This is a genomic window from Belliella filtrata (assembly GCF_022549775.1).
Lineage (GTDB): Bacteria > Bacteroidota > Bacteroidia > Cytophagales > Cyclobacteriaceae > Belliella > Belliella filtrata.
Genome location: NZ_JAKZGP010000088.1, coordinates 1 through 12,943, shown reverse-complemented (window position 1 = coordinate 12,943; position 12,943 = coordinate 1). Strand labels below are relative to the sequence as shown.

At 36.8% G+C, this 12,943-nt stretch carries 7 protein-coding genes; all 7 read right to left on the bottom strand.

From position 1 onward, the window contains the following. Positions 1 to 177: 177 nt before the first annotated feature. Entirely contained in the window at positions 178 to 1,626 is a 1,449-nt protein-coding gene (locus tag MM239_RS19510; protein WP_241350008.1) for a RagB/SusD family nutrient uptake outer membrane protein, read from the bottom strand. 11 nt (positions 1,627 to 1,637) lie between these two features. After that, the gene (locus tag MM239_RS19505; protein WP_241350007.1) at positions 1,638 to 4,577 is read right to left on the bottom strand and encodes a SusC/RagA family TonB-linked outer membrane protein; all 2,940 of its coding nucleotides are present in this window, start codon (positions 4,575 to 4,577) and stop codon (positions 1,638 to 1,640) included. Positions 4,578 to 5,006: 429 nt separating this feature from the next. Then, the gene (locus MM239_RS19500; RefSeq protein ID WP_241350006.1) at positions 5,007 to 6,371 is read right to left on the bottom strand and encodes a RagB/SusD family nutrient uptake outer membrane protein; all 1,365 of its coding nucleotides are present in this window, start codon (positions 6,369 to 6,371) and stop codon (positions 5,007 to 5,009) included. 13 nt (positions 6,372 to 6,384) lie between these two features. After that, on the bottom strand, positions 6,385 to 9,444 hold the full coding sequence (locus tag MM239_RS19495) for a SusC/RagA family TonB-linked outer membrane protein (RefSeq protein ID WP_241350005.1): 3,060 nt from the start codon (positions 9,442 to 9,444) through the stop codon (positions 6,385 to 6,387). 533 nt (positions 9,445 to 9,977) lie between these two features. Beyond that, the gene (locus MM239_RS19490; protein WP_241350004.1) at positions 9,978 to 10,460 is read right to left on the bottom strand and encodes a hypothetical protein; all 483 of its coding nucleotides are present in this window, start codon (positions 10,458 to 10,460) and stop codon (positions 9,978 to 9,980) included. 33 nt (positions 10,461 to 10,493) lie between these two features. Next, entirely contained in the window at positions 10,494 to 11,060 is a 567-nt protein-coding gene (locus tag MM239_RS19485; protein ID WP_241350003.1) for a 5-formyltetrahydrofolate cyclo-ligase, read from the bottom strand. Continuing rightward, the gene (bshC, locus tag MM239_RS19480; RefSeq protein ID WP_241350002.1) at positions 11,053 to 12,621 is read right to left on the bottom strand and encodes a bacillithiol biosynthesis cysteine-adding enzyme BshC; all 1,569 of its coding nucleotides are present in this window, start codon (positions 12,619 to 12,621) and stop codon (positions 11,053 to 11,055) included. The genes MM239_RS19485 and bshC overlap by 8 nt, the downstream gene beginning before the upstream one ends. Between the last annotated feature and the right edge of the window lie 322 nt (positions 12,622 to 12,943).

Genomic DNA, 12,943 nt, shown 5'->3' with positions numbered 1-12,943 from the left:
TTTGCCGCCAGCTTCCTTCAGATTCCATCTCACAATGGACACCCTTGCTATTGGCTAGTGGTTGGCGATTACAAACCCCCACAGTGGACTTTCACCACCTAGTTAGTTACCATGCACGGCACACATATAAAAAAAGAGGCTCCTTTGAGCCTCTTTTTGTATAAAGGTTAAAGCTGATTAGTAGCCTGGGTTTTGATGTTCTTCATTAATAAGATCATTTGCGATAATTTCGCCAATTGGTATTGGCCAAACCCATGCCCTGTTTCCAGTCAAAAGGGAACAACTTGTAAAATTATCTCCACAATCAGTTCTTTCCAATTCTCTTGTTGTTCTTTTAACATCAAAGAATCGATGACCTTCGACGATTAATTCCTTCCGCCTTTCTAGTTCGATCGCGTCGCGTAAAGCCTGTCCTGAAAGTGAAACTGGAGAATATCCAGAAATTCTTGCTGACCTTAGTGTATTCAAATCTTCCAATGCAACTGACTCTCCTCCTTGAAGGAAAGTATTAGCTTCTGCTCTAATCAAATACATTTCACTCACTCTAATTACCTTCCAGTTTACAATTCCATCACTCAGGTTTCCTTTGCCCAAATACTTGCTTACAACATCTCTGTTGCCAACTCTTCTGAAATAAGCATTGAACCTAATATCATTAACTTGGTCGTAAGTTTCAAAAACTTCTAGAGAAGGTCTAAAAGAAGATCTATTGCCACTTGCAAAGTATACATTTGAAGCTGGAGTACCCTCGCCAGAGTTGAAAGGAACACTCCATATTAACTCTGAACTCCCAATGTTTTCATCTCTCCAAATTGCTCCAAAATTGGCACTTGGTGCTAAAGGCACTAAAGCTATTACTTCAGATGCAGCTTCTGCAGCTTCTGCGTATTGACCAGCGTATAGGTAAGCCCGAGCTAAGATTGCATTTACAGTGATATCATCAATATTGGCTCTCAATGAAAAGTTAGTAGAGCTATTTATTGCAATATCAGTATCTTCTAACAATTCAAGTGCTTCTTCAAGATCTGCAAATATAGCAGACCATGATTCGGCTACAGTTGGTCTGGCAACATTTTCTTGATCAAAAGTAGTTTTATATGGAACGCCAAGAGTTGTGGAATTTCTACTTAGATCATCAGCAAAATACCTTAGCAAATCAAAATGTACATATGCCCTTATTGCTAAAGCTTGTCCTTTGATTCTATTGTATCTACCAGGATCTTCTTCTTCAAATCTATCAATCTCTCTCAATGTTATATTTGCTTGAGCAATGATTCGATAAGCAGCAGTCCATAAATTTTCAATTGCAGAATTGTCTGAGGCATAATCCCAATTGACTAGTTGTCGGAAATTAGCTAAAGACTCGCCAGTTTCCGTCAAGTTATCCGACATCATATCTGGAAGGGTAGAAAATGCACCAGCGGGACCAGAAGCATTTCCATAATAATCCGAAGATCTAAATTGAGCATATGTTCCAATCAAGGAAAACTCATAATCATCTAGACTATTGAACCTTTGACTTCCATCAAGCACAAACTCTGGTTCTATATCAATGATACTATTACAAGAGGCAATTGTTGCTGCTGCTGCAATCCCTATTCCGAGTATTATATTTTTAAGTTTCATAATGTTCCTTTTTAAAATCCTACATTCACACCAAATGTCACTGTTCTAAGAGCAGGATACTGAGAACCAATTAGATTACCAGACAACTCTGGATCAAATCCTCTAAAATTAGTAAACGTCAGCAAGTTTTGACCCTGGACAAAAACACGCAAAGAAGAAATTTTTATTGATTCAAGGTAAGATTGAGGCAATGCGTAAGATAAGTTTACATTTCTCAACCTAATAAAATCACCTGATTCGACAAATCTACTTGTACCTGAAAAGAATGGATTATCCGCAGCTGGAATATCAGTAATCTGACCTGGAGTTCTCCACTCATCTAACATTACTCTAGATAAATTGTCAAATAAATAACCTGGGTTTTCTATGTTGTTTCTATCATTATTGTAAAGTACATTTCCACTAACATAACTGAACATAGCATCGAACCTAATGTTTTTGTAACTAAACATGGTTCCAAAACCTCCAAAGAATGGAGCATCCGTAGTCCCCAAAACCACCCTATCATTTGGATTGTACTGATTAGTCAATTCTCCATCAGCATTAAGATAAAGTGCATCTCCATTTGCTGGGTCTACTCCTGCATACCTAACAAGGTATAAGCTATTTATTGGCTCACCTACTCTAGTAATAAAATCACCTTCAATAAATTGAGTTTGATCCCCTACAAGAGACAGCACTTCATTTTTATTATAAGTCACATTTGCACTTAATTCCCATTTGAAATCTGCATTGTCAATAACTTTTCCCACGAAAGAGACTTCAACACCACGGTTCCTCATACTACCAATATTGGTGTTTTGAGAAGCAAATCCAGAAGTTCTAGAAAGTTGTCTATTCAAAAACAAATCATTTGTTACATTATTGTAGTATTCAAAAATACCGTTGATACGCCCATTTGCTACTGAAAACTCAATACCAGTGTTGAACATGTTTTGTTTTTCCCATCTTAAGAACGGATTAGGCAAACCTGTAAGGGCTATTCCACCAATACCATTGTAGATAGATCGACTTAAAAGTTCTCTTGAATCGAAATTACCAATTCCTTCTTGGTTACCCACAGAACCATAACTTATTTTAAACTTAAGTTCATCAAAAAATCTCCCAAATGATTGTTGAATAAATTCCTCATCACTCATAATCCAGCTAGCACCAATCGAACCAAATGTTGCATATTTATTATTAGTTCCAAATCGAGAAGAACCATCTCTTCTAACTCCACCATTCAAGAAGTATCTACCTTTGTAACCATATGTCGCATCCGCAAAATAAGACACCAAGGCATTTTGGGCACCATTACCTCTCACGACGGGGATAAAACCATTTAAAGGGTTACCAGGTGTTATACCAGCTTCATTTTGGAATGGTCCGATTAGACCAAAACCTGTAAAACCAAATTGAGTAGAATCATTTTCAATAATTTCGTTGTATAAAGATACTCTAAACTCATTGTCTTCATCAATCTGCTTCTTATAAGTAATGGAAGTAGTTCCAGTGTACCTGAAGTTTTTACCAAACCCTCTTTCAAGGCTTCCTGCTCTACCTTGAGCAATGAATCCCCTATAGGTTTCTCTATCTAAGTATTGCTCTGTTTCATTTTGAGTATAATCAATACCCCAGTTCGTTCTTACGGAAAGACCTTCTAAAAATGGAGCGTCGTATTGAACAAATCCTATTGCAATTCCTTTTACTTGATTCCTTAAAGTTCTGTTTTGTAAAAGCTCTTGCAAAGCATTTGGTTGACCTGACACAAGCTGGGTAAAGCTTCCATCTGACTGATAAGGAGTCTCATACGGATTTGACCATCTTATTGCATTCAATGGTGATCCAATGAAACTATCTCCCTCCAAAGTATTATTGAATTTAGAATAACCACCAGATATATTGGCACCAAATGTAAAATTATTCAATTTGGTTTCAACATTCATTCTTGCTGTATACCTTTTCAGATCAGTATTTGGAACTGTTCCCGTTTGATCAAAATAAGAACCTGATAAAAAGAAAGTAGTATTTTCATTTCCACCGGAAGCTGATATTTGATGATTTTGTGTATATCCAGTTCTTAAAAGTACATCTTCCCAGTTAGTATCGATCATTCTAAGCTCTGCTAGCTCATCTTCAGTCCATCCATAAGGATTACCATTTGCTAACTCATAATCTAATTTCTCTGAACTGCTCATCACTCTTTCTGGATGAGAAGGTGCCTGAGAAAACCCAGTCTGGAAATCATAATTCACTCTCGTTTTTCCACTCTTCCCTGTTCTTGTTGTAATTACAATTACACCATTTGCACCTCTTGAACCATAAATTGATGTCGAAGCAGCATCTTTAAGAATAGAAAATGATTCAAAATCATTAGGGTTTAATGTAGCAAAATCTGCAGCAGATATCTGAATTCCATCAAGAATATACAATGGATTGTTAGATCCATTGATCGTACCTTTACCTCTTATGGTCACTGATGCTGCCGCACCAGGCTGACCTGAGTTTGCTTGAATCAATACCCCTGGAGCTCTCCCCTGTAGTGCCTGATCAAATGAAGCAATTGGAACTTCTCTAACTTGATCACCACTGACAACATTTACCGATCCAGCGATCTCTCTTGCATTTTGGGTCCTATACCCAGTGACCACCACTTCCCCCAATATCTTCGAATCCTCTTGAAGTGTAATATCCACTGTACTTCTATTACCCACAGCTACTTCTTGATTCATAAACCCTACGAATGAAAAAACCAATGTTTCATTCTCAGATGCCTGGATGGTGTATTGACCATCAATATCTGTCACAGCACCTCTTGTTGTGCCTTTGACTCTAACATTGACTCCCGGAAGCGGAAGATCATCTTCTGCTGAGAGTACCGTACCTGTTATTTGTCGTTGTTGTGCCCATGCCTCTCCCTGAAAAGAGATCGCAAAAAGCGCAACAAGCAATAGTAATGCTTTCCTCATATAATAGTTGATTTATGTTTAACCTTCAAATATTGATAAAAAAATCGCATTAATCAAAAAAAACATGGTAAAACAATATTTTTCATGAAATAATTAAATTATTTTACAATTAAAATTTGTTTGGCTAAATATTGACAACTCAAAATAAAAATTACCAAAAGTTATATTATACCTAAATTTTAAGAGTTATAACTAATAAAAAACAAATAATCAATCTGAAAAAGGTCATATTTACCTTCAGAACTGCAAAGAACCAATAATTTATTGTTATGCCATTCTATATAATTGTCTTCTAGGAAAGGAGACCATAAAAAGACCCACGCATATCTCAAAATCAAGTTTTAGAAAATCGAATATCTTATCTATCAATCAGCATAAAAAAAGGAGGTGTTTACCTCCTTTTTTTATGCATTAACTTCTGAATTTTAATTAACCTCCGTAACCTTCATTCTGTTCTAGATTAGAATTAGCATCAATCTCTCTTTGTGGAATTGGAAATACCATTCTAGGATCGTTGAAAGTGAATGAGTTATTACCTTCTGTCACAGTACCTCTAATCCTTTTGACATCGTGAATGGCATGACCTTCATGAGCAAGTTCCAACTTTCTTTCTTGCAAAATTTGAGCTATGTTAACAGAAGTAAGCGCTGGCAAACTTACTCTTAGACGAATTCGGTTCACATCTTCAAGTGGAGTAGCTCCAACGCTTGTTCCCTCTCGGAAATTGGCCTCAGCTCTAGTAAGGTACATTTCTGCTAGCCTGAATACCTTTACATTTCTAAATTGATCTCTCCACTTTGCAGTTCTTTGCTCACCTGCATCAAAGAAAAACTGATTCAAACGCTGATCTCCCGATTCATACAAAGCTAAATGAGGTGCTTGAATTGATACATCACCTCCTCTAGCACCAAACTGTGGTAAGGAATAAAATGTAAACATATCATTAGCTGGATCTTGAGGGTTAACTTGAATCGTAAACAAGTCCTCTTGAGAATCCACCTCGTTATTGAATGCATTCATGTAAACTGGAACTAAGCTTTTCCCATTTGCCGTAGCCTCTATGATTGCTCTATTGGCAGCATCTCTAGCATCTGCAAACCTTTCCATTTGAAGATAGACCCTTGAAAGCTGTGCCGCAACTACATAATTTCTTGCCAAGAAACTGTTCACTGCTGGCAGTAAAGATTCGGCCCTATTCAGATCATTCAAAATTTGCTGATAAACCTCCTGTATAGTGTTTCGAGAAACATAGCTGTCGTCATTTATTTCTCTGGTAGGCGTAAGTATAATCGGAACACCTAAGTTGGTAGATGTATTGCCAGCCACATAAGGCTGAGCATACAATTTAACCAATTCGAATAACATCGAACCTCTTATAAACAAGGCTTCCCCCTCTACCCTTCCTCTATCTGCTTCATTTACCACATCCAAAGCGGAGAGAACATTGTTTGCCACATTTATTCCTCGATAAGCCGCAGCCCATGTAGCTTCGACATAGGAATTGTTGACGAAGATTTGTTTGTTATACATTTCTCTAGGCTGATTGAAAGTACCTTCCCATCTTACCTCACTGTTTGCGCCGAGCATTTCTGAGAATAGTTGAATCCTACCTCCATATAATGCAGCACTTCTGATTTCAGCATATGCACCTATGAGCACACTCTTCACGTTGGCATCTGAATTGAGAGCCAATTCTTGATCTATACTCTGCTGTGGAGAAATAAATAGTTGCTCATGACAACTAGACCCTACAAGCAAAATACCTAAAATTCCTATTTTTATAAATTTCTTCATGATTGCTCAAAGTTTAAAATCCAACATTTAGACCCAGTGAAAAAATTCTGGCTTGAGGTGCAGAATAGAAATCATTACCCTGAAAAATATTATCTGCAAGATAATCTGCGTTCACCTCAGGATCCCAACCTCTATAATTGGTAAAGGTTAGCAAGTTCTGTCCAGTAAAGAAGATACGAACTGAAGTCAACTTCAATTTCTCTAATTGAGAAGATGTCAATGTATATCCAAATGTCAATGTCCTCAATCTCAGGTAGCTTCCATCAGAAATATACCTGCTAGAAGCATTACATCCATTACATTCTCCTAATCTAGCTTGGGGAATATCAGTAATATCCCCAGGGTTTTGCCATCTTCTCATTTGATCTCTAGTTGAGTTATCAAACCAGTCTCCATTGGCAGCGAAAAAACCTCCGCCTCCATCAAAGATATCATTTCCATATACACCTTGAAACATAACACTCAAATCGAAGTTTTTGAATGTGAAATTATTTGTAATCCCTCCGAAAAATTTAGGATTTGGATCACCTACAAACATTCTTTCAGCTTCATTATAATCATTGGTTGTCTCTGTCCTCTCAGCGTTTGCATAGTAGAGCGCATCTCCATTAGCTGGATCAACTCCTGCATAGGCAGGGCCATAAAAGACTCCAATGGATTGGTCTATGAATACACCATTCAAGAATCTCGAAGAACTTGGAGGTATTGAAGTTTGACCTGGTGCTAATTCTCTTACCCTATTGATATTACGAGCAAAATTTACTGAAGTATTCCAAGTAAAGTTTTGCTTGGCAACATTGACAGAATTTAGGACAATTTCAAAGCCATAGTTCTGCATTCTACCGATATTCTGTCTTTGAATGTTAAAACCTGATGTAGCAGGAATTGGAACATTCAAGAGCAAATCGGTTGTGTTTTTATCATAAAAATCAAACTCCCCTGTTATCCTGTCTCTAAATAGTGCAAACTCTAAACCAAAATTCAATTGCGCCGTTCGCTCCCAAGTAAGATTTGGATTCGGGATTTGAGTTGGTCGCAGACCAGGAATCAACGCATAAGAAGCAGACCCATACAATCCTAAATGGTCAAAATCTCCAATTTCAGCATTTCCAGTCAAACCATAAGAAGCCCTGAATTTTAGCAAACTCAACTGATCATTTCCTTTAAGAAAACTTTCTTCAGAAACTATCCAACCCACTGAAGCGGCTGGAAAAAACCCATACTTGTTATTTTCTCCAAATCTCGAAGAACCATCTACTCTTGCGCTCAAAGTTGCCAAATACTTTTCTGCATACTTGTAATTAACTCTTGAAAAGTAAGAAAGGAAAGAGAAGTTTGTAATATTAGAAGCTCCTCCAGTGATTTCTGCCGCTGACTGAAGTGTCCTTAGCTCATCGAGTGGAAACTCTTGCCCTTCTACAAAAGTGAAATATCGATCAGACTTTTGAAATGACATCCCAGCGATTGCCTCAAAGTTATGAACACTATTGAAGACTTTGTTGTAAGAAAAATAGTTGTTGGTATTATAATTAAAAATTCGAGTCCATCTTGATCTTGCATATCCATTTGTTGACAATCCCAAATTAGTCCTAGAACCAAAGAATTGCTCTTCATTCTGGTTCATGATATCAACTCCAAATTCTGATCTGAATTTTAAATCTTCCAGCAATTTATATTCTCCAAATATATTGGTGATGTTCCTGAAAGATGTATTCAACCATTGTGCGTTTTCAGAATCAATTAGGTTGTTATAGTATGTCGTTGTAGGTCTGTCATACAATTGACCATTCAGATCTCTAATTGGGGTAATTGGAGCTAAGGCAACCAATTGAATGGGATTGTTAAACTGATTGTCATCTGCTAACCTGTTGTTTTGTGTCCTAGAAAGACCAAAATTAGCTCCTATCAAAAACTTACTTGAAACCGTATGATCAAGGTTCAATCTTCCAGAAATTCTTTCGAAATCATTCCGGATCAAAATACCGTCTTGTTTATCATATGCTCCTGAGAAAAAGAACCTTGTTTTATCATCCCCGCCAGAAGCACTAAAGTTAACATTCAAAGTACCTGCTCCAGGATTGAAAGCCTCCCTTTGCCAATCAGTATCTACTTCCCCAGTCCTCCAATCAGCCCAACCAGAATACCTATCTAATCTACTATCAACAAATTCTAGCTCGGAACCAGGGTAATCACTTGGATTATTAATTGGATCTGTACCAAAGTTTAATCTATCATAGTTGTATCCTGCTTCTCTCATCAATTCAACATATTCTGATGTATTCAAAAACTCCCTCAATCTTGTAGGAGAAGAAACACCTCGCTGAATCCCAACATTGAACTTGGTTTTTCCTTTTGCTCCTGACTTGGTTGTAATAAGCACAACCCCGTTTGCAGCCCTTGCGCCGTAAATAGCCGCTGCTGAAGCATCCTTCAATACCTCAAAGGACTCCACATCATTGAAGTTAATATCTGCAAGTGGATTATAATAACCTATTCCACCACTAGTCGTCATCGGAATCCCATCTATCACATACAAAGGGTCATTGCCTCCAGAAATAGATGTAGTACCTCTTACTCGTATTTTGACACCCTCACCTAGTTTTCCACTTGAAGATTCTACAAAAACACCTGCCATTCTACCCTGAAGAGCTTCTTGAAAATTAGGAACTGGTACAGTGGAAAGTGCCTCACCTTTGACAGATGCGATATTCCCTGTCAAATCACCCTTAGTCGTACTACCATACCCTACCACTACAACCTCCCCAAGAGTTTTGGAATCAGGGCTTAGTGTGATATCAATTGTACCCCTATTGCCTACCACCACTTCTTGAGTAGTAAATCCTACAAAGGAAAAAACTATGGTCTCATTTTGATCTGCTTGAATGGTATAATTCCCATCCAAATCAGTTATAGCACCTCGTGTGGTTCCTTTTATCACCACATTAACTCCGGGCAATGGATCATTATCCTCACCAGAAATTACCTTTCCAGATATCTGTCTTTGCTGAGACCAGGCCTCATGATGAAGCAGCATGCCAACAAAGACAAAAACTAACAGTAAAACTTTTCTCATATGATATATTGTTTGGTTTAAAATGAAATTTACCAAACATAATTTATTAAACAAAAAAATCATTAAATACATGTATTTTAAAAAAAACAATATTTTATATTTATTTAATCAAATAAAGTGATTTTAGAAAATGTATTTTTATAAATTTATAATAATATTTAAACAAATCTCTTCATGAAAATAAATGACCATATATTCTGAATTTTCAAAAAAAATCAAACAATAATTCTGAATAAAGTTTATTAACGAAATTATAATATTGGACACAAGAAAAACAAACGTTTTCAAGAAAATATTATTTTGAAAACGAGAAAAATTAAAAATTAATTACAAACTAATCAAAAAATATTTAACTAACAGATAAATAAATAAACTACTTATTATTAATTCAAAATTAAATTTTTTCCTTATATCATTAAAAAAAATCTAATGATTGAAGTATGAATTTATTAAAAAGTAAAAATTTAGCTAAAAAATTAAATTTTAAAAACAGCCATAAATCTACATCTATGGCTGTTTTGATAATTCTTAAATTAGAAGGTAAATCTAATGGACAAAGCTACCTCATCACCCCAGAATCCAGTATATCCTGTGATATTGAATGCTGGCTTATAGTCCAAAGAAAGATTGACAGGCGCACCATCAAATTTATAATCAAGTCCAATGATACCGTCCAATCCAAATACCGTGTAGGATCTATTTGGATCACCCCATGGCTGATTACCTCTATTGGAATTCCATGTACCTAAGTGAGCACCACCACCATAGAACCACCTCAGACCTCTAACTTCACTGATGTCGTTATGGATTTCATAAAGACCTGTGATCAACAATCCACGCCATCTTGAATGCAAAATACCTTCAAACGCAGCCTTATCACTTAGAAAATGCTTTACCGTAAGTCCATTTCCTACACCAGCTCTAAGACCGATACCTGTATTGTATCCCTGAGCCATTGCCTCATTGCCAATGGCCATCATTGCCACTAGCAAAAATGTGTAAAATACCTTTTTCATGTTTGATTGTTTAGAATACTAAATTTTAAATAATTAAAACAAAAACGTCTCCTTAGGAGTAATGCAAATATCCAAGGGAATATCGTGCCATTCTGATTCAATTTGCTCCTCAGGAGGGAAAAAACTTACTCCAACTTTCAAAACTTCCTGATTAAGAGAGCTCAAAAATTTATCATAAAAACCCTTTCCATAACCCAATCGATTACCTTTTTTGTCATAGACCAAAAGTGGAACAATTACCATTTGGATTAGTGCACCATCTGCAAAGTCCAAAACTTTTGGAGTAGGAATTCCCCACTTATCTAATTCCAAACCTTCCAAATCGGTGACTTTAACCGTCCTCAATAACCCTGTATCATCTTGAACAGTAGAGGTATATAAATGATACCCATCTTGTATCATTCTTTCGATTAAAGGAAAAATATCCACTTCTTTCAATCTCTCTATGGGAAGATAGACATGTATGTGCTTAAAATCAGGATTTGCTTTGAGCACTTCCATGAGCTCTATCATGATCTGATTGGCTCCTGAAAGCCTCTCCTCCAAAGATAGAGAAAGTCTCTTCTGTCTATAAACCGTCCTTAATGCTCCCCTACTCATCTTGAAGCTTTAAAATTAAAAAGCTAAAATCCAATGGGTCAAATATTGTTAGCAATTTCTCGACGAACTGATCATCTCCTAGATAGAATTTCATCATGTTTTCCACTCGCTCTTGAGGACTACCTCCTGGAAAAAGCATCTCTTTGAGTGCTCTCATCCTATTCAAATCCACTTCTTGCCTCCTCTCCTCGGCTTTTCTGATTTTCCCAGATAGGTGATCCATGATTTTGATCGACCTGACCTTTGCTGACTCAAAGGCACCGTTTAGGCTTTTATCTACTTCTGTGGCTTTTTCTGCAGCCCGAGTCAAAATCTCCTCTAACTCCCGCTTCTCTGAGTTCAATTGAATATCCAAAGTGGCGTGAGAAGCCACATACTGCTTCTTCCAGTCTTCAAATCTGACAAAAAGATCCTCATCTGACAATCCTAATTGCAGCTGCTTCTTCTGTGCCAAAGCATCCATTACTACTGCAAAGTTTCTAGGCATCACCGCAGGAAAAGGCACAGCAAAATGATCAAATACACCTTTCAACTGAAACCAATAAGCAACTTCTGCTGGCCCGCCCAGGTAGGCAATGTTTGGCAAAACCATTTCTTGATATAAAGGTCTCAAGACTACATTTGGGCTAAATCGCTCTGGATAGTTTGTAATTTCTTCAATCAGTTCTTCTTTTGAAAAAATAAACTCTGAATTTAAGACCAGATAGCGACCATCCACCTTTTCAATTCGTTCCCTTAGGCCTTGTTTCATGTAGAAAAAGTTGATCTCTCTAGGAAATATTTGGCTTTTATAGCCCAAATCCTCCAATGCTTGTGTGGCTTTTGCGGCTTTTTCGAATGGCTGATGATCTAGCATATCCGCCTTCATCACTTCTACAAATGGGGCTTTCAGCTTACTATCGTTCCCATCTATGATAATCAACCCCTCCTCTCCAAACAATGCATGTACATACTTCCTTGCTGCCTCTGATAAGGTCTTGGAACTCAGATAAGCCTCTTTGAATAATGCAGGCACAAAATGTAGCTGGTTTACAAAATCCTTGAAAGACGCGTCAATTTCAAATTCCCCAACTGCCCCTTTTTGTTCAGAGTCCCACTGATACCTTTTCCCATCGAGTTTGAAGTAATTGACCTCATCAAAATCATGGTCTTCTGCCCCCATCCAATACACTGGTACAAAATGATATTCTGGGTACTCAGCTTTTAACTTTTTTGCGAGATTTATAGTGGATATGATCTTATAGATAAAATAAAGTGGGCCAGTAAAAAGATTCAATTGATGCCCTGTAGTAACAGTGAATGTTTTTGAATCTTTGAGTCGCTCTATCTGATTTTCCCATACTTCAGAAACCTCTATTGTCTGGTACTGCGACCTAAGTGCTTCGACCAACAGTAGACGTTCTGATTGACCAAAAATCTTAGAATCAATCAATAGCTTAAAATTTTCTATTTTGGGAAATTGGTTATAAAAACGCTTAAGTTCATGCTTTTCTGATATATAATCCAAAAACAATGGTGAAAATTGGCCTGTACAGGCAGGGTCTACTGCTGATTTGATCATGGATCTTTACTGTTGTATGGATATTACTAAGGGTTCAAATTGATCTAACTTGCTTGGAAAGGATAAAGTTCGAAATTTTTCTCCTATTACAGCAATGGTAACAGAAGGATTAATTTATTCCTTAAATCCGCAAGTGAATAATTAAAAAAGCCAAAAAAGTGGCTGAATTAATTGTATTCAGGCTTTTTTGGCTCGTTTTTTTCACTTATTTAGGTGTTACCACACATCCTTAATAAGATTTATGAAAATTACGAATTCATCTGAAAAAATCACACCTTTTGGAGGTTTTAATTTTGTTATTGAGTCATTTAAAAACTCAGGT

What these genes read in the sequence shown, in the direction of transcription:
- MM239_RS19485 (WP_241350003.1), bottom strand. Translation starts at nt 11,060, where the DNA reads ATGAGTAGGGGAGCATTAAGGACGGTTTATAGACAGAAGAGACTTTCT.
- bshC (WP_241350002.1), bottom strand. Translation starts at nt 12,621, where the DNA reads ATGATCAAATCAGCAGTAGACCCTGCCTGTACAGGCCAATTTTCACCA.
- MM239_RS19490 (WP_241350004.1), bottom strand. Translation starts at nt 10,460, where the DNA reads ATGAAAAAGGTATTTTACACATTTTTGCTAGTGGCAATGATGGCCATT.
- MM239_RS19500 (WP_241350006.1), bottom strand. Translation starts at nt 6,371, where the DNA reads ATGAAGAAATTTATAAAAATAGGAATTTTAGGTATTTTGCTTGTAGGG.
- MM239_RS19495 (WP_241350005.1), bottom strand. Translation starts at nt 9,444, where the DNA reads ATGAGAAAAGTTTTACTGTTAGTTTTTGTCTTTGTTGGCATGCTGCTT.
- MM239_RS19510 (WP_241350008.1), bottom strand. Translation starts at nt 1,626, where the DNA reads ATGAAACTTAAAAATATAATACTCGGAATAGGGATTGCAGCAGCAGCA.
- MM239_RS19505 (WP_241350007.1), bottom strand. Translation starts at nt 4,577, where the DNA reads ATGAGGAAAGCATTACTATTGCTTGTTGCGCTTTTTGCGATCTCTTTT.